Genomic DNA, 20,151 nt, shown 5'->3' with positions numbered 1-20,151 from the left:
CGCGAAACGACCATCCCCCGATCCGGGGGACCAGGCGGTGGTACAGATCGATGACGTTCCCGCGACGTACCAGATCGCCCCGGTCGCCCAGGAAGGGTGATGTCTCGGAGTGCCCGAGGCAGCAGAGTCGTTGGCGACGGGTCGTGAAAGGGGCGTCCCATGGGCCACTACGTGATTCGCGTGAAGGGAACCCTGTCGCGCGACCTGACCGACGCGTTCCCCACACTGACCGCCGATGAGGAGCCTGCGCAGACTGTCCTCCACGGGTATCTTGACGACCAGGCAGCGCTGGCCGGCATCCTGAACCACCTCGACATGCTGGGAATCAACATCCTCGAAGTGATGCAGGTCCCTCCGGCCCCGCCACCGGACAGCCCTTGACGCGTCGGCACTGAGGCGGCCCCTCCTCACCATCCTCGCCGCCGTCCTCATAGGCCACGGCCTAGACTTCTTCCGCTGACCCGTTGGGGTACGGTCGCCTTTCGGGTGTTGAGCGGAGGAGTGGGCGTGGCTGGTGAGGTTCGGCTGATCGTTCAGGGTGATGACTTCGGGATGTGTCATGCCGTCAACGTCGGGACGGTGCAGGCGTTTCGGGAGGGGATCCTGACGCAGGCGTCGACGATGGCTGCGTGCCCGTGGTTCACGGGGGCTGCAGCGCTGGCGCGTGAGTACGGGATTCCGCTCGGCGTACATCAGACGCTGACGTGCGAGTGGGATTTTCTGCGGTGGCGGCCGCTCACCGATGGGCCCTCGCTGGTGGGGGAGGATGGGACCTTCTTCCGGACGGTGGCCGAGGCACGGGCTTCCATCACCCAGGCCGACGCCGTACGTGAGCTGTCCGCTCAGGCGGCGAAGTTCGCTGCGGAAGGGCTCACTGTCGACTACCTGGACGTTCATATGGGCCAGTCGGCGTCGGAGCAGGCGTACGACGAGGTCTCGAACGCCGTCGGCAGGCCGTTCATCTACGGCCCTGTGGAGTCGCAGCGGTTCGGCTCGATCGAGACACTGAGCGACCGGGACGCGGCAGTCAAGAAGGACTGGGTTCTCGACCACATCGCCGGCCTGACGCCCGGCGTACACCTGCTGGTCACGCACTGCGCTGTCGCGGGACCCGAGCTCGGTGCGATGCACGCACCCGGAAGCGAGACCTATCGCTGGGCCGAGGAATACCGGCTCTCGGATCAGGAGATCGTGACCGACCCGGAGATCCGCAAGGCGATCGAGGAGCGCGGCATCGAGCTGGTGTCGATGCGCAACGCCTTCACCGACTGACGGCGGCCACGGCAAGGGTTGGAGTGCGGCCGTGACCGAAAAGTGGCCGACGGAACGGAGCGCGTTGTGAAGGTGTTCTTGTCGACCGACATGGAGGGTACGGCGGGGGTCGTCGACTGGACTCAGTGCCGCGGGCCGGGTGAGGAGTACGAGTACTACCGGGGCCAACTGCAGGCGGAGGTCAACGCGGCGATCGACGGCGCACTCGCCGCCGGCGCGACCGAGTTCCTGGTCAATGACTCACACTCGACGATGCAGAACCTTCGCCCGGACGAGCTCCACGGCCGCGCGAGCTATCTGTCCGGGAAGCACAAGCCGATGTACATGATGGAAGGTCTCGACGACTCCTTCGATGCGGCGTTCTTCATCTCGTACCACGGCTCGGCCGGCGCAACGTCCTCGGTGCTGCACCACACGTACAACCCTCGCGCCATTGCCGAAGTACGTCTCAACGGCGCGATCGCCGGAGAGTCCGGAGTCAACGCTCTGGTGGCTCTCGCCCACGGGGTTCCGGTGGTACTCATCTCGGGCGATCGGGTCACGATCGATGAGGCGCAACCGTTCTGCCCCGACATCGAGTCGGTGGTCGTCAAGGAGTCGGTCTCGCACAATGCCGCCCTGTCCGTGCATCCAGAGGTGGCACGTGAGCTGATCCGGGATGGTGCGCAGCGCGCGCTGGACCGGGTGGCCGGCTTCCGGCTGCCGAGTGTCACGCTGCCGGCAGAGCTGACCATCCGGTACCACAACCGCGCGTTCGCGGAGCTGGCGTGCGCACTGCGCGGCGTCGAGCAGGTCGAGGAGAAGGTCGTTGCCCTGCGCAACGACGACCCGCTGCAACTGTTCCGCACGTTCATCGCCGCCGTACTCCTCAGCCGCGGCGTGAGCGAATAACCGAACCCCAGCGCAACATTCGGTGGCTCCCCTGCATCAAGGCAGATAGGGAGTTTCTTCGACGACACCGGCGGTGAGCGGACCACCTACGCGGCGGGCCGCGGGCTCACCGTCGGTAAAGGCGTACCTGGCAGCCAGGGGGCATGGCCAGCACGTGCGCCGCCAGACAGCTGCGTGCCGTCGCCGGTGTCCGGCGACGGCGGGGGAAGGACAACGTCATGCGATTCACGAGCACGGCCGGGGTGGCCGTCGGGATCGCCGCTCTGGTGCTGGGGGCGGGAGCGGCAACAGGAACAACTCGAACGCCGGCGGCGGGGCCCGGCATCGCGATCGTACCGGGGCCGGAGGGGCCGGACGGGGCACAGTTCGTGCCCGGCGGCAGCAATGTCGTACCAGCGTCCGCGCCGGCCGCCACGGACATCGGGAAGAATCAGGTCCGGTCGCTGGCGGCGCCGTTCTACGCGTGCCCGGGCTTCAGCGGCATCGAGAAGCCGAACCCGTTGGCGAATCTGTACCGCGATGTGTACACCTGGGGACCCTTCGCGCCGTACAAGGTCGGCAACGGCGGCGGAAACATCAACTGGGCGGCGAACCCGTACAAGAACACGAGCTGGTACATGTGGTTCCACTCGCTGCGCTGGCTCGGCCAGGGCATCATCGCGGCGGGCCAGGGCGATCTGACCGCGCTCACCCGGGTGAACACCATCGCGTGGGACTGGTATCGCGACAACCCGTATTCGTGGAAGGGCAACGTCGGTGCGTGGGAGTCGACGATGCACCGGACGAACGTACTGATCTGCCTCCGGCAGGCGATCCTGACCGGGCTGCAGGTGACCACGGTGCCGACCCGCTACGCCTGGGTCGACACGGCGCTCTTGAACCACGCGAGATTCCTCACGAACTACTGGAGCGGCGCCTGGAACCACGGCACCGACGAGAGCATCGCGCTCTTCGGAGTCGGCTGCACCTTGAACCGGACCGACTACAAGAACCTGGCCCAGCAGCGTCTGGGGGCCGCCATCACCACCTCGATCGACTCCCAGGGGGCGACCAACGAACAGTCGACCGGGTACGCGGCGTTCAACTACTCGCTCTGGGGTCGCGCGATGGCCGTGATGCAGAACTGTGGCGTCGATCCCGGTACGACGATCGCGACCCGGCGCGCGTTGCTGGCGAAATGGCTGGCGCTGGCGACGAACTCGCTCGGCAACCTGCACCAACTCGGTGACACCGAACTGCGGGCGACGTACCCGTACCCCGGGACGCCGATGGAGTACGCCGGTTCGCACGGTACGAAGGGTGTGGCGCCGCCGTGGCGAGTCGGGGTCTACTCGGCCGGCTATGTCTTCGGCCGGACTGGCTGGGGCACCGATCCGGCCAGGGGATTCGCGGGTGAGTCGACGTACAGCATCAGGTACGGGCCGGCGCGGGCACTCCATGGGCACAGCGATCACACGAGTATCACCTACACGGCCCGGGGCCGCGAGATCGTCATCGACAGCGGGTCTGCGGCGTACTCGGCGGGCGCGTACCGCACCTGGGTGATGAGCCCGAGCGCCCACAGTGTGTTGGCGACGCCGCTGGCGAAGGACGTGAACCCGGTGACGAGGCTGACTGCCTACTCGGTGAAGTCGAACGCGGAGGCGTACCAGTTCACCGATGTGCCGGGGAGCGGGATCAGCCGCGTCCGGTCGGTTCTGGTCCTCAAGGGTCCGGACCTGCTCGTCACCTGGGACCGTGCGTCGGCGACCACTGCGCAGTCCTTCCGGACCCTGTGGCACCTGCCGCCGGGCCAGCGGGCCACCGTCCTTTCCCGGACCACCGCGGTCTCGATGGCGCCGGGTGACACGACCAAGACGGTCGTGTTCCAGGTCCCGTTCAAGCAGGCGCTCCCGGCCGGCGCGACGCTGATCAACCAGGCCCAGACGAACCCGATCCAAGGCTGGTACTACCCCAGCATCTTCGTCCGCAAGTCCGCTCCGACCGTGCTGCTGGCCCGGGCCGGCAAGAGCGCGTCGATCCTGTCGTTCGTCGTACCCGTCCGTGCCACCGGCTCAGTCAGCTACACCACCCGTCAGTCCGGCGGCACCTTCATCATCTACCTCAACGTCGGCGGCCAGCGTGCCGTGGTAGCCGTCTCACCCGGCGGCTCCGTCTACCGAGCCGGCTGACCCGATTCGTGTCATCGCCGCCGGCGGTCTCGGCCGGCGGCGATGCCGATGACAACTTGTACGGCGGTCAGCCCACCGCGCACGAGTCGGCGCCCCGCCTGTCGCTGCCACGCAAACCCGCCCTCACTGTGGTCGACTCCTTACAGTTCCACCACTGTGCCTCAGCGGCCGTCCCAGCCGCGGCGGGGGGAGTGGGTGGGGGTCTGGGGGGCGCGGCTTCGGTAGACGATGTAGGGCCTGGTGAGGTAGCCGATCGGAGCGCTGAAGACGTGGACGAGGCGGGTGAAGGGCCAAAGAGCGAAGAGGGCCATCGCGACCAGGCCATGCAGTTGGAAGGTGAGGGGAGCTTCGGCCATGAGTTCGGGGTGGAGGTCGAAGCGGAAGATGCCGCGGAACCAGACAGAGAGGCCCTCGCGGTAGTTGTAATCGCCGAAGATGTTCGCCGCCACCGTGTTCACCAGGCCGAGCACGATCACCGTGGCGAGGAACAGGTACATGACCTTGTCCATCCGGGTCGTGGCGGAGAACACGGGTCCGACCGTGCGGCGGCGGTAGATGAGGATGGCCAGGCCGGCCACCGTGGCAAAGCCGGCGAGCGCGCCGATCGAGACGGCGAGGAAGTGGTAGAGGCCCTCCGAGATGCCGACGGCCTCGGTCCAGGACTCTGGCACACCGAGACCGATCACGTGCCCTAGGAACACTCCGAGGATGCCGAAGTGGAACAGCGGGCTGCCCCAGCGCAGCAGCCTGTTCTCGTACAGCTGCGAGGAGCGGGTGGTCCAGCCGAACTTGTCGTACCGGTACCGCCAGAAGTGCCCGACCACGAAGACCGTCAGGCAGATGTAGGGAACGACCACCCACAGGAACTCGTTCATCGGCGTGCTCCGGGGAACGTTGGCATCGGCAACGACTGTGTCGCCGGATCGAAGGCAGGTGTCGCGTACGGCGTGAGTCCGACCTCCTCCTGCGGCGGGCCTTCGGCGGCGAGCCGGTCGATCGCGGCGCGTTCGTCGCCGGCGAGCGGTGGCAGGGTCGCGGTGATCGCCCGTACGGCGCCGTGCCAGGCGGACCCGGCCTCCGCGAGAGCCAGCCGGAGCAGCTCGAGGCCCGCGCGGTGATCGAGCAGGAGGCGCCAGCCGAGGTGCCGGTCAACCGTTGCCGCGTACTCCAGCACCACGCAGAGGTGATCGGGCAGTTCGCTGTCGTCCAGCACGAAGCCGGACCGCAGGTAGGTCTGCTTGAAGCGCAGTAGTGCGACTCCACGACGCCTGGTGTCTCCGTGGGCGAAGTACGTCAGGTAGAGGTTGTGCCGCCGCCGGTTGTCGAACGTGTCGACGTACCGCTGCTGGAGCACAGGTAGGTCAACGGACCCGAGCTCGTGCGCCGTGGCGCGTAATGGATCCGCGAGTGCCGCCGGCAGTTCGGCTGCTGCACGGTTGATGAGGTCCAGTCGGGTGATGAGCGCTTCGTCGGGGTAGTCGAGCAGCAAGGATGCGGCCTGCCAGGTGATCGTCAACTGGTGCGCGGGCAGCGTCGGTTCGGCGTACTTCGTCATTCTTCATCGCCTTTCGGCGGGAACAACCCCGGTGGTGTGCCTTTGCCATCCCAGTTGAGCAGGTTGACGCGGTCGGAGGTCTGCCGGTCCTTCAGCATCTGGAAGTTCTCCACGGCGATCGGGGTCGGTACGCCGGAGCCCTCGCCGAACGGACCGGATCCACCCATGCCCGGACCACCTTCGTAGTCGAGCGAGCAGGCAAGTTCCTCGAGTGCGTGCGCTTGCTCGGTGTGCGCGGCCGGGATCACGTAGCGCTCGTCGTACTTGGCCAGTGCGAGCAGGCGATACATGTCGTACAGGTCCTCTTCGGTCATGCCGACCGCGTGCGGGATGCTGCCGTCGGGGTCGCGGCCGAGATTGATGTCACGCATGTACGAGCGCATCGCGGCGAGCTTGCGCAGCACCAGGTCGACCGGCCCGGCATCCCCGGCGGTGAAGAGCTCGGCCAGGTACTCGATCGGGATCCGCAGCGCGTCGATGGCGGCGAACAGGTTCTCCCGCTGCTCGGCGTCTTCACCCGTCTCCCGCACCACATCGACGACCGGGGACAGGGGCGGGATGTACCAGACCATCGGCAACGTCCGGTACTCCGGATGCAGCGGCAGCGCGACCTTGTAGCGGTTGATCAGCGCATACACGGGCGATCGCTGAGCGGCCTCGATCCAGTCGTGCGGGATCCCGGCCCGCTCGGCTGCCCGTCGTACGTCGGGGTCCGAGGGGTCGAGGAACACATCCCGCTGGGCTTCGTAGAGTCCGTGCTCGTCCGGTGTCGACGCGGCGGCCAGGACCTTGTCGGCGTCGTACAGCATCAGGCCGAGGTAGCGCAGCCGGCCGACGCAGGTCTCCGAGCACACGGTCGGCAGCCCGACCTCCACCCGCGGGAAGCAGAAGGTGCACTTCTCGGCCTTGCCGGTGCGGTGGTTGAAGTAGACCTTCTTGTACGGGCAACCGGAGATGCACATCCGCCAGCCGCGGCAGCGGTCCTGATCGACCAGGACGATGCCGTCCTCGGTCCGCTTGTAGATGGCGCCGCTCGGACAGGACGCCGCGCACGAGGGGTTCAGGCAGTGCTCGCAGATCCGGGGGAGGTAGAACATGAACGTCTGCTCGAACTCGAACTTGACCTTGTCGCCGACCTTCTTGAGCACCGGGTCGCGCTCGGCCGTCGCCGCGGAACCGCCCAGGTCGTCGTCCCAGTTGGCCGACCAGGACACCTTCATGTTCTGCCCGGAGATCAACGACTTCGGCCGCGCGACCGGTGTGTGCTGCTGGGCCGGCGCGTCGGTGAGCGTCGCGTAGTCGTACGTCCAGGGCTCGTAGTAGTCCTGGATGGACGGCATCTTCGGGTTGGAGAAGATGGTCAGCAGCTTCTTCAACCGCCCGCCGGCCTTCAGCGTGAGCCGTCCGCGCTTGGTGAGCGTCCAGCCGCCCTTCCAGGTCTCCTGGTCCTCGTAGGTCCGCGGATAGCCCTGCCCGGGGCGGGTCTCGACGTTGTTGAACCAGACGTACTCGGTGCCGGACCGGTTGGTCCAGGCCTGCTTGCAGGTGACCGAGCAGGTGTGGCACCCGATGCACTTGTCGAGGTTCATCACCATCGCCATCTGCGCCATCACTCGCATCAGTACGTCACCTCCTGCGAGCGCCGCCGGATCACGGTGACCTCGTCGCGCTGGTTGCCGGTCGGTCCTAGGTAGTTGAAGGCGAAGGACAGTTGCGCGTAGCCACCGATCAGATGCGTCGGCTTGATCAGCAATCGGGTCAGCGAGTTGTGGATGCCGCCGCGCTTCTTCGACGTCTCCGCGATCGGTACGTCGATCAGCCGGTCCTGCGCATGATGCATATAGACCGTGCCTTCGGGCATCCGGTGCGAGACGATCGCCCGCGCCACCACCACGCCGTTGCGGTTGACCGCCTCGATCCAGTCGTTGTCCGCGATGCCGACTTTCGCGGCGTCCTGGTCACTCATCCAGATGGTCTGGCCGCCGCGCGACAGCGAGAGCATGAACAGGTTGTCCTGGTACTCCGAGTGGATCGACCACTTGTTGTGCGGAGTCAGGTAGCGAACCGTCACACCGTGCTCGGTGACCGAGCCGATCTCTGGTTCGGCGAAGAGGGCGCCCATGTCCAGGGGCGGTCGGTAGACCGGCAAGTTCTCGCCGAGCTCGGCCATCCAGTCGTGGTCCAGGAAGAAATGCTGGCGACCGGTGAGCGTGTGCCAAGGCTTGAGCCGTTCGACATTGATCGTGAACGGTGAGTAGCGCCGGCCGCCGGTTTCCGAGCCCGACCACTCAGGTGAGGTGATGACCGGCACGGGTGCGGCCTGGGTGTCGGCGAACGTGATGCGCTTGCCCTCGTTCTCCGCGGCGAGGTCGTGCAGTGGCTTGCCGACCCGGGTCTCCAGCGTCTTGAATCCCTCGGTGGCGAGGCGGCCGTTCGTCGTACCGGAGAGGGCCAGGATCGCTTCGCAGGCGTGGATGTCGCGGACCAGCGACGGGCGGCCGTCGGCGGGTCCGCCGCGGACGGTGCCGTTCTTCGCGCGCAGGTACTCGACGGACTCGGTCTCGTCGAACGTGACGCCCTTGGTCGTTGCGCCGAGCTTGTCCATCAGCGGGCCGAGGGCCGCCATCTTGGCCGCGACGGCGCCGTAGTCACGCTCGACCTCGACCAGCTTCGGCATCGTCACGCCGGGGATAGGGTCGCACTCGCCCGCTTTCCAGTCGCGGACGACTCCGTGCGGGTTCGCCAGCTCGTCGGGGGTGTCGTGCAGAAGGGGTACGGCGACGACGTCGCGGCGTACGCCGAGATGCTGCTGGGCCAGCTCGCTGAACTTCTCCGCGATCGTCTGCCACGCGTCCCAGTCGGTGCGGGTCTGCCACGGCGGTGCGATGGCGGGGTTGAACGAGTGGATGAAGGGGTGCATGTCGGTGGTGTTGAGGTCGTGCTTCTCGTACCACGTTGCTGCAGGCAACACGACGTCGGAGAACAGCGTCGTACTGGTCTGCCGGAAGTCCAGCGTCAGCAGGAGATCGAGCTTTCCGCGAGGCGCTTCGTCATGCCAGTCCACGTCCTGCGGATGAGCACCCTCACTCGCCCGCAGCGACGATCCGGCGCCGAGGAGGTGCTCGAGGAAGTACTCGTTGCCTTTGGCCGAGGAACCGAGCAGGTTGGCGCGCCAGATCGACAGGATGCGCGGGAAGTTCTCGGGGGAGTCCGGGTCCTCGCAGGCGAATCGGAGGGCGCCGGTCTTGAGTTGGTCGACGACATGCTCGGCGACCGGTCGTCCCACTGCGTGCGCCTCGTCGGCGAGGTCGTGTGGATTGCGGTTGAAGGTCGGGTACGACGGCATCCAGCCGAGCCGGGCGCTGAGCGCGATCAGGTCCGCGGTGGTCTTCCCCGCAAGTTGTCCATGTCCCGTCTTCGCCGCCAGCGTGTCCGCACCGAACGGGTCGTAGCGGAACTGGTCGGTGTGCAGGTACCAGTACGCCGTCTGGATCATCTGGCGCGGCGGTCGTGACCAGTCCAGCCCGAACGCGAGCTGCGCCCAGCCGGTGATCGGACGGCACTTCTCCTGCCCGACGTAGTGGGCCCAGCCGCCGCCGTTCACACCCTGGCAGCCGGTCAATGTCGTCAGCGCCAGGAACGCACGGTAGATGGTGTCGGAGTGGAACCAGTGGTTGGTGCCGGCACCCATCACGATCATCGAGCGGCCGCCGGAGTCCTCGGCGTTCTGCGCGAATTCACGGGCGATCCGGGCGGCGGCTGCAGCCGGAACGCCGGTGATGCGTTCCTGCCAGGCGGGTGTGTACGGAATGAGGTCGTCGTACGAGCTGGGCCAGTCGCCGGGCAATCCGGGGCGGGCAACGCCGTACTGCGCGAGCATCAGGTCGTAGACGGACGTGACGAGGTGTCCGCCGATCCGGCGTGCCGGGACACCACGCATCAGGTCACCGGCCGACCCGTCTCCGGTGTCGAATCGCGGCAACCGGAGCAGCACGGTCTCGGCGTCCTCGCCGGCTAGCGTCAATGCGGGATCGACCGAGCCCAGGTCCAGATTCCACTTGCCTTGGCCGGCCTCGCCGAAGCGGTGCCCGAGCGACCCGTTCGGTACGACGGGCAGGCCGGTGACGGAGTCGAGCACCACGGTCTTGAAGTCGGCGTCTTCCTCCTCGTGGTCGGGGAGATCCGCTGCGGTGAGGAACTTGCCGGGTCGGTGGACACCGTTGCCCGCGGCATCGAGCCGGATCAGGTACGGGAGGTCGGTGTAGGTCTTGGCGTAGTCGGTGAAGTACGGCGTCTCGCGGTCGACGAAGAACTCCTTGAGGATGACGTGGCCCATCGCCATCGCGAGCGCGCCGTCCGTACCAGGTGCCGCAGGCAACCACTCGTCGGCGAACTTCACGTTGTCCGCGTAGTCCGGTGCGACCGCGACGACTTTCTGTCCGCGGTAGCGCGCCTCGGCCATCCAATGCGCATCGGGTGTCCGCGTCACCGGCAGGTTCGAGCCCCACATGATCAGATAGCCGGCGTCCCACCAGTCACCGGACTCGGGGACGTCGGTCTGGTCGCCGAACACCTGTGGAGACGCGACCGGGAGGTCGGCGTACCAGTCGTAGAACGACAGCATCGTGCCGCCGATCAGCGAGGTGAATCGGGCGCCGGAGGCATGCGACACCATCGACATCGCCGGGATCGGCGAGAAGCCGGCGATCCGGTCCGGGCCCCACTTCTTCAGCGTGTGCACGTAGGCGGCTGCGATGAGCTCGGTCGCCTCGTCCCAGGTCGCTCGAACGAGACCGCCCTTGCCGCGGGCAGCTTTGTACTTTTGTGCGAGCGTCGGATTGTTGACAATGTGCTCCCAGGCGGCGACCGGATCGCCGTACTGGGCCTTGGCCTCGCGATACAACTGCAGCAGGACGCCGCGGATGTAGGGGTAGCGGATGCGCGTGGGGGAGTAGGTGTACCAGGAGAACGCCGCGCCCCGCGGGCAGCCGCGGGGCTCGTACTCGGGCTTGTCGGGACCGACCGAGGGATAGTCGGTCTGCTGGGTCTCCCAGGTGATGATGCCGTCCTTGACGTACACCTTCCACGAGCAGGAACCCGTGCAGTTCACGCCGTGGGTGGAGCGGACGACCTTGTCGTGGCTCCATCGGTCCCGGTAGAAGTCGTCGGCGCCGCGTCCGCCGACCTTGTCCAAGGTGCGCAGGTCGTCGGAGACCCTGCCCTTGGTGAAGTAGCGGCGAGTCCGAACCAGCGCCTCGCTGAGGCCGCCGTCGAGCCCGATCTCGGTGTTGGCCGGTGAACGATCCCCAGTGTTCATGCAGTCGCCTCGCTGATCGAGTGCTCGTTGCGCTTCTGGTTCGCGGTCCTTCTCACGATGGTGACAGTCAGCAGCAGGGTCAAGGCCGCAGTCACGGACAGCAACATCAGGCCGATCCCGTACGAGTCGGTGTGGCCGTAGACGTAGCCCATGATCAGTGGCGGCACGAAGCCGCCCAGTCCGCCGGCCGCACCGACCAGCCCGGTCACGCCGCCGACCCGGGCCGGATCGGTGACCTTGGCAACGAGTGCGAACGTCGCTCCGCTGCCGCCGCCCAGCGCGGCCGCCATGGACAGGAAGGCCGCCGTACCGATGTGTTCGAGTATCGGGGTGGTGGCGGCGACTGCAGCGGCCGCGACGACGATCCCGTAACACACAGCGAGGACGGGCACTGGTCCGAAGCGGTCGGACATCCAGCCGCCGAGCGGTCGCATCAGGACGGCGATGACGACGAAGCCGGCCATCCGGTTGGCCGCGTCAGCGGCACTCAGGTCGTAGGCGGTCTTCAGGTACGACGGCAGGTACACCGAAAAGGCCACGTAGCCGCCGAAGGCGACGGCGTACAGGATGCAGGCCTGCCAGCTGATCGGGAGCTTGGCGTTCGAGACCAGCCGCGCCACGAACGAGCCCTGTGCCGGGCGCCGGCCCGGTGCGTCCCGAAGTACCAGCCACGCGAGTACGGCGTACCCGGCCATCATGCCGGCCGTGATCAGGAACGGGACCCGGTGGCCGGCGTTGCTGTACAGCTTGACGGTGGTCAGCGCGCTGATCGCCGTACCGCCCATGCCCGCGCCGAAGATGCCGACCGCCAAGCCGCGGCGCTGGGGTGGGAACCAGGCGCTGACGAACGGTACGCCGACCGCGAAGGCCGTGCCGCCGATGCCGAGGAAGAAGCCGCCGATCAGGAGTGCGCCGTACGAGTCGAGGGCGAAGAAGCAGATGAACAGGATCGGCACGATGGTCGCGGCCGTGACCAGCGGGAACATCACCCGCCCGCCGAACCGGTCGGTCAGCGCACCGACCGGGATCCGGCCGAGCGAGCCGACCACCACCGGTACGGCGACCAGCAGCGCCACGTCGGACTCGGACAGCCTGCCGAGGGTGCCCTGGGTCCGGAAGAGCGGACCGAGCGGACTGAGCAGCGCCCAGGCCCAGAAGTTGACCGCGAACCCCACAGTGGCAACAGCGAGCATCACCCACGGCGCCCGTTGTGACGCCCGGTCCAGCTGATTCATCGTCAGCCTCCGGTTGTCGTGGCGGTGGGGATGATGACCACCGGGCAGTCGGCGTGGTGGAGGACGGTTTGGCTGACCGAGCCGAGGAGCATGCCGGCGAAGCCGCCGCGGCCGCGCGCACCGAGGACGATCAGGCTCGCGTCGGCGGCGAGGCGCAGGAGGTGTTCGGCGGGGTGGCCGGTGATCTGGATGAGTTCCGCGTCGTGGCCGCCGCGTTGGCGTACGGCGTCCTGCAGTTCGGTCTCGGTGATCCGGTGCAGCTCGGTTCCCGGAGGTTGCGCGGCGACGACGCGGACAGCTTGGTCGTGGCGGCGGGCGTAGTCCAGGCCGAAGTCGAGGGCGGTGTCGCTGGCGGACGAGCCGTCGTACCCGATCACGACGCGGCGCCCGGCCGGATTGAGATCGGGGCGTACGACGACGACCGGGCACCAGGCGTTGGCCGCGAGATCGAGGCCGGTCGAGCCGATCAGTGCGCCGAGCATGAGGCCCAGGCCGCGGCTGCCGATGACCACCATTCTGGCATCAGCGGAGGCCTTGACCAGGGCGGTCGACGGCCAACCGGTCTCGGACCAGCCGTCGACGGTGATCGCCGGTTGGAGTTGGCGGGCGAGCGCGATCGCGGCGGTGACGATGTGCTGAGCGGACGGGTCGGGCGGTGGCGGCACCGCGTGCACGAGGTTCAGTTCGGCGCCGAGCGAGGCTGCTTCGGCCGCTGCCCACCTGATGGCGGCTTCCGCAGCTGGTGAGCCGTCGATACCTACGACAACCTTCATGCCGGCCTCCTTGCCGGTACGCCGGACGGGATGCCGTCGGCGACCGTGAGCAGATCGCGCAGACGCTTGACGAAGCGTGCTGTCGGGGCGCCGTCGACGATGTCGTGGTCGACGCTGACGGTCAGCTGCAGGTACTCGCGTTCGACCAGCCGGCCCTGGAAGAGGATGGGCCGGCGGACAATGCCTCCGATAACGATGCCGAGCGTATGGAGCTGGAACGCGATACCCCAGCCACCGCCGGCGCCGAACATCCCGACCGCCGTCACGCCGATGGTTCCGGCGATGTCTCGCTGGCGATGCGGAAGCCGGTGCAGCGTCCCGAGCAAAGCGACCCGGACGAACCCCGGGAGGAGCAGATACGCATGGACCCAAGGTGTCTTGCGTACCGACGGGCTGAGCTGCGGATCCGCCTTCACCGCACGGATCTCGCGATGCAGGTCCTGCACGGTTCGCCTACCGGCGTCGCGCAGGACGTGGGTGAAGGCGAAGGGGCTCCCGTTCAGCTCGACCTCGATGGGCAGTCCGACGTCGACCTGGTCGAAGATCACCTCACGGCCGCGGAGATCCCGGTACGCCTGGACGCTCGGATCGGCGGCGACCGCGCGGGCGACACAGGCGATCACGAACGCGGTGAACGACAAGTCCTCGCCGGTGGCTTCCTCGTGGGCGCGGAGCGCACCCCGAGCCGAGGTCACGTCCACCTCGACCAGGCCATGGATCGGATGGCGGCGCCGCGCGGCCCGGCCCGCATCGATCACGAGCTGCCGGGCCCAGGGGACCTGGACGACCCTCGCGTCCGCGTGCTGCACGATCCACCTCCTGAACCGATCTGATTCCAGGATCGGACGGCACAACGCCGTACGCATCGGTCGATCGGTCCACGGAGTTCGGGACTTTGGACTCTTAAGGACCTTCGACTCTCAGCGCCGCAGCTCGGCGGCGTGGTCGGGAACCTGGGTCTGCATGTCGCGTGGTGGCCGTTCGTAGCCCTTCGACGGTGGGCGGGGTGGCAAGCCGAGCGGTGGCCGCTGGACTTCGTGGTACTGGATCGTCGACAGCAGGTGCGCGATCATGTTGATCCGGGCCGAGCGCTTGTCCTCGCTCTCGACCACGTGCCACGGCGCCTCGGGGATGTCGGTGTGGACGAACATCTCGTCCTTGGCGCGAGAGTAGTCCTCCCAGCGGGTGATCGACTCGAGGTCCATCGGGGAGAGCTTCCAGCGGCGCATCGGGTCCTCGAGCCGGCTGCGGAAGCGGTTCTCCTGTTCGCTGTCGCTGACGGAGAACCAGTACTTGCGCAGCAGTACGCCGTCCTCGACCAGCAGCCGCTCGAAGATCGGGCTCTGGTGCAGGAACCGCGCGTACTCCTGGTTCGTGCAGAACCGCATCACCCGCTCGACACCGGCCCGGTTGTACCAACTGCGGTCGAACAGCACGATCTCGCCGGCCGCCGGCAGGTGTTCGACGTACCGCTGGAAGTACCACTGCGACCGCTGCCGCTCGGTCGGCGACGGCAGCGCCACGATCCGCGCGACCCGCGGGTTGAGGAACTCAGTCACCCGCTTGATCGTGCTGCCCTTCCCGGCCGCATCGCGGCCCTCGAAGACCACCACCAGCCGAGCGCCTTCGACCTTGACCCATTCCTGCAACTTCACCAGCTCGGCCTGCAGCCGCAGCAACTCCCGCACGTACGTCTTCTTCGGCAACCGCTTCGTCGTACCACTCATCCCTGAACCATCTCGCATCCGCCGCCCAGATCACAGCATCAACAGCGCGAAGAGGAGCCGGCCCGGGCGGTTCCGGCCACACCGCAGGAGCGCTACGGTCTGGTGGTGCGGCGCCTCAGCGAAGGGAGCAATCGATGAACAAGTTCATCCTCGTGGGTATCGACGACACGCCCGAGAGCCAGCTGGCGCTGCACTGGGCGGTCGAGGCGGCTGAAGCGCGCGGGGTCGCGGTCCGGGTGGTCCGAGCCTATTTGAATGAGCTGAGCAGGTGGCCTGCGCTGGGGGTCGAGGGCTATGTTCCGTCGCCCATGCCGCTGGACGAGTACGAGCAGCAGGTCGAAACCGCCGTGCGGTACGCGCGGGACCGGCTCGGCTACGAGGGTGGGTCCGGGTGGCTGGCGAACAATGATCCGGCGCACGCGATCCTGACCGAGGCGGGGGAGGCCGAGATGGTGGTGGTCGGGACCAGGTCGCGGAACAAGATGTCGGCGGTCGTGCTTGGTTCGGTGGCGACGTCGGTTGCGGCGAAGGCTCCGTGTCCGGTGGTCGTGGTGCGCGGTGAGCGGCGTACCGGACCGGTGGTGGTGGGCACTGACGGCTCGGCGGACTCGGAGCAGGCCGTGGCCTTCGGGTTCGAGGAGGCTGCCCGGACCGGGCAACCATTGAGGGTCGTGTACTGCTGGCATCCTCAGGATCAGCAGGCCGATTCGGTCGCGAGCACCGAGGGGTTGCTGCAGAACTGGCTGGCCGAGAGCCTCGCGCCGTATCGGAACAAGTACCCGACGGTACGGGCGCAGGCGTCGGTGATCGGAGGCCGGGCGAGCGCTGAGCTCGTCGATCTGTCGGCGACAGCGTCCCTGGTGGTGGTCGGTTCCCGCGGCCGCGGCGGTGTCGCCGGCCTGCTGGTGGGATCCGTCAGCCAAAGCCTCCTGTATCACGCAGACTCACCGGTCGCAATCATCCGCCCCCACGAGAAGCGAACCGCGGTTAGCTGATGCTGGTACAGACGTACCGTTCGACAAGTTCGAACGGACCGCCCTGTACGGCGACCTCGTTGCGCCAAACCATGGTCGCCTCGTCGACGAGCTGCCACGACAAGCGCAGGCGGACCGGTGGGCTTCCGATGCTCTCGAACGTGAGCAGGTCCCCGTCGATGTGACCGGACAGGATCTCGACGTGGCCGTAGTTGTCGGCGACCGACGCGCGGTACTCGCCGGCCTGCGGATCCCAGCCGGCCAACCACCGAAGCTGCCAGTGCAGGACGAAGGTCCCATCGGTGAGGAACTGGTCCTGCTGGTAGTCGCCGACGATCCACAATCCGTTCTGGATGGTGTGGTGGCGACCTTCGCCGGTCGCAGTCATCGCCGGGCTGCCAGGTCCCATCCCGCCCGCTTCGATGGTGCCGGTCCACCGGGCATCCCGATGGAATCGCGCGAGCCCAGCCAGCTCCTCGCCGGGCTGCGACGGCAACGGAACTCCTGCTACCTGGGTCATCGGGAGCCGTCGATCCCAAGCAGTACGGGCATTTCTCTGGACATGTGGCCACCTCCCGCTTGGCTCCAGTCAAGCGGTGCGCAGGCGGTGCGGGGAGGGTCGAAGGTCCTGGGGAAGGGGGTTGTTCGGCCGCTGCGGCGAGGCGGTTCGGAGGGCGAGTGTCGAAGGTGGGAAGTCTCGCCTAGGGAGGTCTGTGATGAAGGCATTGGTCTACAACGGTCCGGGGCAGCGAAGCTGGCACGAGGTGCCGGATCCGGTGATCCAGGATCCCGAGGACGCGATCGTCCGCGTCGACGCGGTGACGATCTGCGGCACCGATCTGCACATCCTGAAGGGCGATGTGCCGACGGTCGAGCCGGGCCGGATCCTCGGTCACGAGGCGGTCGGTACGGTCGTCGACGTCGGCAGCGGGGTCCGGGACGTCGCGATCGGTGACCGGGTGCTGATCTCGTGTATCACGTCGTGCGGCCGGTGTGAGTACTGCCGGCAGGGTCACTATGGGCAGTGCCTCGGCGGTGGCGGCTGGATCCTCGGCCATCTGATCGACGGCACCCAGGCCGAGCAGGTCCGGGTCCCGTTCGCCGATCGGTCGGTGTACAAGCTGCCGGACAACGTCACCGATGAGGCGGCGGTGTTGCTGGCCGACATCCTGCCGACGTCGTACGAGGTCGGCGTACTGAACGGCAAGGTGTCGCCGGGTGACACGGTCGTGATCGTGGGCGCGGGACCGATCGGCCTGGCGGCGATCGCGACCAGCAAGTTGTTCAGCCCGTCGCGGATCGTCGTGGTCGACGCGGCCGACTCGCGGCGCAAGGCCGCGCTCGAGCGGGGCGCGCACCTCGCGCTGGGTCCGGACGAGGACGTGGAGGCGACGATTCGTGAGCTGACCGGTGGGCTGGGGGCTGACGTGGCGATCGAGGCGGTCGGCATCCCGGCGACGTTCGAGCTGTGTACTCGCGTCGTCCGGCCGGGCGGCACGGTCGCGAACATCGGCGTGCACGGTGCGCCGGCGACGCTGCATCTGGAGGATCTCTGGATCAAGAACGTCACCATCACCACCGGGCTGGTGGACACGTTCTCGACCCCGCGGTTGCTGTCGATGCTCGCCGCGGGGCGGCTGGAGCTGCCGGGGTTGATCACCCACCGGTTCGGCCTCGACGAGATGCAGGACGCGTACGACGTCTTCTCGCGGCCCGCGGAGACCGGCGCCCTGAAGGTCGCGCTCTTCACCGAGGCCGGGATCGCCTAGGAGAAACCAAGCCGCGGTCCGCAATCTGCGGACCGCGGCTGCTCGGGATCAAACGGTTGCTGTTGCGAAGACGATCGGCTGGATGACCTCGATGCGCACGCCGACCTGATCGCAGGTGGGCAGATCGTGGTAGACCTCCCAGCTGTCTCCGGTCCGGTCGGCAGGTTCGGACTGCAACCAGTCGTCGATCGCGTGCTGGGCGAGGCCGATCTTCTCGTGCGGGTCCGTGTGCCAGACGACGACGGCCGGACCGGCCGGGAGCGTTGACGGGCCGACCGCGCGGGATCCCGCGATCGGGGCCGCAACCGGGATTCCGGCCTCGACCTCGATCAGGTTGTCGAGCAACGAGTGGCAGCGCGCGAACGGGTAGCCGGCCGGCGCGATGCCGCGTCGATGCAGGTAGGTGGCGACCTCGGCACACGCTTGCGGAACCCAGTCGGAGAGGTGGTCCGGTACGAGTACTGCGCGCCGGACAGCCGTTGCCTGCTCGGAGAGCATTCGTGTCTGCGGACGGAGGCTGGACATGGCGTCAGCGCACGATTGCGACGGGAGACTGGGCGTGGTGCAGGACGCTCTGGCTGACCGAGCCGAGGAGCAGGCCGGTGAAGCCGCCCCGGCCGCGGGAGCCGACGACGACCAGGTCGGCCGACTCGGACCGGCGTACCAGGGCTTGGGGAGCCGACCCGCTGACCAGTTCGGTGGTCCACTGCACGTCGGGATGGTCGGCAGCCGCGCCGGCCACCGACTCGGCGACGAGCAGCCGCGCCTCGTCCTCGATCTTCTCGTCGTCGAACTGGAGCATCGACGCACCGTCGGCGTAGGTGAGGAACGGGCTGCTCCACGCGTAGACGGCGGCGACTTTGGCGTGCAGCGCCTCCGCCTGGTCGAAGGCGAACTCGATCGCCTTGGCCGATGTCTTGGAACCGTCGACGCCGACAGCCACGGTCGGTCCCTCCTGAGCGTGCGGCCGCAGGTCGTGCGGGATCACGACCACCGGGCACTGCGCGTGGGTGGTCACCTGGGCCGCGACGGAGCCGAGCAGAAGCCCGCTCCAGCCCCCGAGGCCACGTGATCCCAGGACGACGAGCCGGGCGCGCTCGGCCTCGTCGAGCACGGACGCGACGGCGCCGCCGCTCACCAGGCTCGTCTCGACGTGCAGTCCGGGGTGCTGCAGGCGGACGCCCTCGGCGACAGCCTCGAGCCCTTTCTGCCGGGCCGTCCGTACGGCGTCGAGCGGTACGACCTGTCCTGGTGACGGACGCGAGACGATGACGAGCTCGAACGCTTCGACGATCCTCAGCGGTGCCAGCTGCCGGGCCGCTTCGGCGGCGGCCCAGCGCAGCGCGTTCTGGCTGCTCGGTGAGCCGTCGTACCCGATCACGATCGGACTGGGCTGTGACGACATGTCAACCTCCCTGTGTCTCAGAACCACTGGTCGAAGGAATCGCGCCAGCCCCGGCGGGGCGTCCGGCCGTTGGGCTGGGCGGGGTAGCCGATCCGGATCACCATCTGCGGCCAGAGCCGGCCGCCGATCAGCTCCCGGACCTGGAAGCGCGGAGCGGTGCGCTCAAGCACTTGATTGAGGAACGACGCGGTCAGGTCGTACGACGTGGCCACCAGCAGAACCCGCTGCAGTGCCTGGCCGGCTTGCACCCAGGCCGCGGTGTGCTCATCTCGTGTGGTGAGTACGCCGGTGGCCGATTGCGTCTCGTAGACCCCCTGGCCGATGGCGCCGAGCTGTGTCAGCTCGGTCTGGCCGAGCCACTGCAGCCGAGCACCCTCGGACTGTGCCGCTTCGTCGAGCTTTTGCAGCACCTTCGGTGAGACGGCACGCTCCAGGAGCGCCCCGTGATACGTGTGTCGCCGATGGAGTTCGCCGTACAGGCGGCTGAGCACCGGCACCGGCGCCTCGCGTCTGGCGAGGAAGACCCGGGCCGCCATCTCGGGGTACTGCGGATCCGGATCCGGAGCGACGAGGGACTCGTGGCCGAGCATCGCCGCCGCCACCCGGATGTTGAACACGGCCGCCCCGAGAGCGATCCGCGCGGCGCGGCCGGCGGGATCCTCGGCGGGCAGCGAGTGCTTCTCGTCGAGCAGTACGTCGACCACCGGCCCGTGCACCTCGAACCGCCACGGCTGCGTGTTGCGCAGCGACGGTGCGGTCACCGCGGCCGTGAGCAGGATGTCGACCTCGTCGTCGGTGAGCCCGGAGGTTGAGTTCATCAGCGGTCCGTTCTGCGGCCTGGATCGTGTGCCTCCTCCAGCCTGCGCCTGACTGTGGGGTGTGGCCTAGCGGCAAGAGTCCCTAGCTGACGGGCCGTTCGGCTCGCGGTGCTGAGGTGACAAGGGCCCTGACCGGCGCGGTGCTGAGATTCGACGATCGAAGTGTCGGAATCGAGTGAAAGGAAGCCATCATGACCACCACGCCGAACCGGCTGCCGGCTCGCACCATCGAGCCTGACGGCGA

The 20,151-nt window shown here is 67.8% G+C and carries 18 protein-coding genes; 6 read left to right on the top strand and 12 right to left on the bottom strand.

Translation table 11 applies throughout. The features are described from left to right. Nucleotides 1-159 precede the first annotated feature (159 nt). The 4 genes from ACZ3HV_RS38700 to ACZ3HV_RS38685 all read left to right on the top strand — a co-directional run bounded on the left by ACZ3HV_RS38700 (nt 160) and on the right by ACZ3HV_RS38685 (nt 4,334). On the top strand, nt 160-381 hold the full coding sequence (locus ACZ3HV_RS38700; RefSeq protein WP_465692095.1) for a hypothetical protein: 222 nt from the start codon (nt 160-162) through the stop codon (nt 379-381). Nucleotides 382-507: 126 nt separating this feature from the next. Further along, the gene (locus tag ACZ3HV_RS38695) at nt 508-1,272 is read left to right on the top strand and encodes a carbohydrate deacetylase (RefSeq protein WP_465692093.1); all 765 of its coding nucleotides are present in this window, start codon (nt 508-510) and stop codon (nt 1,270-1,272) included. 66 nt (nt 1,273-1,338) lie between these two features. Beyond that, entirely contained in the window at nt 1,339-2,163 is an 825-nt protein-coding gene (locus ACZ3HV_RS38690; RefSeq protein WP_465692091.1) for a M55 family metallopeptidase, read from the top strand. 218 nt (nt 2,164-2,381) lie between these two features. After that, on the top strand, nt 2,382-4,334 hold the full coding sequence (locus tag ACZ3HV_RS38685) for a heparinase II/III domain-containing protein (protein ID WP_465692089.1): 1,953 nt from the start codon (nt 2,382-2,384) through the stop codon (nt 4,332-4,334). A gap of 161 nt (nt 4,335-4,495) precedes the next feature. Here ACZ3HV_RS38685 and narI read toward each other — a convergent pair whose 3' ends face one another. From narI to ppk2, 8 genes are all read right to left on the bottom strand, one after another. Beyond that, nucleotides 4,496-5,209, bottom strand: a complete 714-nt coding sequence (gene narI, locus ACZ3HV_RS38680; protein WP_465692087.1) for a respiratory nitrate reductase subunit gamma — start codon at nt 5,207-5,209, stop codon at nt 4,496-4,498. Further along, nucleotides 5,206-5,889, bottom strand: a complete 684-nt coding sequence (narJ, locus tag ACZ3HV_RS38675; protein ID WP_465692085.1) for a nitrate reductase molybdenum cofactor assembly chaperone — start codon at nt 5,887-5,889, stop codon at nt 5,206-5,208. The genes narI and narJ overlap by 4 nt, the downstream gene beginning before the upstream one ends. Beyond that, nucleotides 5,886-7,508, bottom strand: coding sequence for a nitrate reductase subunit beta (gene narH, locus ACZ3HV_RS38670; protein ID WP_465692083.1), 1,623 nt, complete (start codon nt 7,506-7,508; stop codon nt 5,886-5,888). Before narH ends, narJ begins: the two co-directional genes overlap by 4 nt. Further along, nucleotides 7,508-11,206 (bottom strand): nitrate reductase subunit alpha, encoded by a 3,699-nt coding sequence (locus ACZ3HV_RS38665; protein WP_465692081.1) that lies wholly within the window; start codon nt 11,204-11,206, stop codon nt 7,508-7,510. Before ACZ3HV_RS38665 ends, narH begins: the two co-directional genes overlap by 1 nt. Then, complete coding sequence (locus ACZ3HV_RS38660) at nt 11,203-12,441, bottom strand: MFS transporter (protein WP_465692079.1); 1,239 nt, start codon at nt 12,439-12,441, stop codon at nt 11,203-11,205. Before ACZ3HV_RS38660 ends, ACZ3HV_RS38665 begins: the two co-directional genes overlap by 4 nt. A 2-nt stretch (nt 12,442-12,443) precedes the next feature. After that, nucleotides 12,444-13,214, bottom strand: a complete 771-nt coding sequence (locus ACZ3HV_RS38655; protein ID WP_465692077.1) for a universal stress protein — start codon at nt 13,212-13,214, stop codon at nt 12,444-12,446. Further along, nucleotides 13,211-14,023 carry a 2-oxo acid dehydrogenase subunit E2 gene (locus ACZ3HV_RS38650; protein WP_465692075.1) on the bottom strand — a complete coding sequence of 271 codons (813 nt, stop codon included), beginning with the start codon at nt 14,021-14,023 and terminating at the stop codon, nt 13,211-13,213. The genes ACZ3HV_RS38655 and ACZ3HV_RS38650 overlap by 4 nt, the downstream gene beginning before the upstream one ends. Before the next feature lie 111 nt (nt 14,024-14,134). Next, nucleotides 14,135-14,941: a polyphosphate kinase 2 gene (gene ppk2, locus ACZ3HV_RS38645; protein ID WP_465692073.1), complete on the bottom strand. Its 807-nt coding sequence runs from the start codon at nt 14,939-14,941 to the stop codon at nt 14,135-14,137. Nucleotides 14,942-15,075: 134 nt separating this feature from the next. On the opposite strand from ppk2, the gene ACZ3HV_RS38640 reads away from it, so the two are divergent. Next, nucleotides 15,076-15,936, top strand: a complete 861-nt coding sequence (locus ACZ3HV_RS38640; RefSeq protein ID WP_465692071.1) for a universal stress protein — start codon at nt 15,076-15,078, stop codon at nt 15,934-15,936. Here the strand turns inward: ACZ3HV_RS38640 and ACZ3HV_RS38635 are convergent. Next, complete coding sequence (locus ACZ3HV_RS38635) at nt 15,929-16,435, bottom strand: DUF1579 family protein (protein ID WP_465692069.1); 507 nt, start codon at nt 16,433-16,435, stop codon at nt 15,929-15,931. The two genes, ACZ3HV_RS38640 and ACZ3HV_RS38635, sit on opposite strands and share 8 nt — an antisense overlap. Before the next feature lie 196 nt (nt 16,436-16,631). On the opposite strand from ACZ3HV_RS38635, the gene ACZ3HV_RS38630 reads away from it, so the two are divergent. Continuing rightward, nucleotides 16,632-17,684 carry a zinc-dependent alcohol dehydrogenase family protein gene (locus tag ACZ3HV_RS38630; protein WP_465692067.1) on the top strand — a complete coding sequence of 351 codons (1,053 nt, stop codon included), beginning with the start codon at nt 16,632-16,634 and terminating at the stop codon, nt 17,682-17,684. A 48-nt stretch (nt 17,685-17,732) separates the two neighbouring features. On the opposite strand, the gene ACZ3HV_RS38625 is transcribed toward ACZ3HV_RS38630, so the two are convergent. The 3 genes from ACZ3HV_RS38625 to ACZ3HV_RS38615 are packed head-to-tail and all read right to left on the bottom strand — an operon-like array spanning nt 17,733 to nt 19,907. Continuing rightward, entirely contained in the window at nt 17,733-18,209 is a 477-nt protein-coding gene (locus ACZ3HV_RS38625) for a GyrI-like domain-containing protein (protein ID WP_465692065.1), read from the bottom strand. Between the two features lie 4 nt (nt 18,210-18,213). After that, a complete protein-coding gene (locus ACZ3HV_RS38620; protein ID WP_465692063.1) occupies nt 18,214-19,089 on the bottom strand; it encodes a universal stress protein in 876 nt (291 codons plus the stop codon). 17 nt (nt 19,090-19,106) lie between these two features. After that, nucleotides 19,107-19,907: a nitroreductase family protein gene (locus ACZ3HV_RS38615; RefSeq protein ID WP_465692061.1), complete on the bottom strand. Its 801-nt coding sequence runs from the start codon at nt 19,905-19,907 to the stop codon at nt 19,107-19,109. Nucleotides 19,908-20,151: the final 244 nt, after the last annotated feature.

The sequence above is a fragment of the Kribbella sp. NPDC020701 genome, from assembly GCF_055562215.1.
This window is presented reverse-complemented; position numbering and strand designations above follow the sequence as displayed.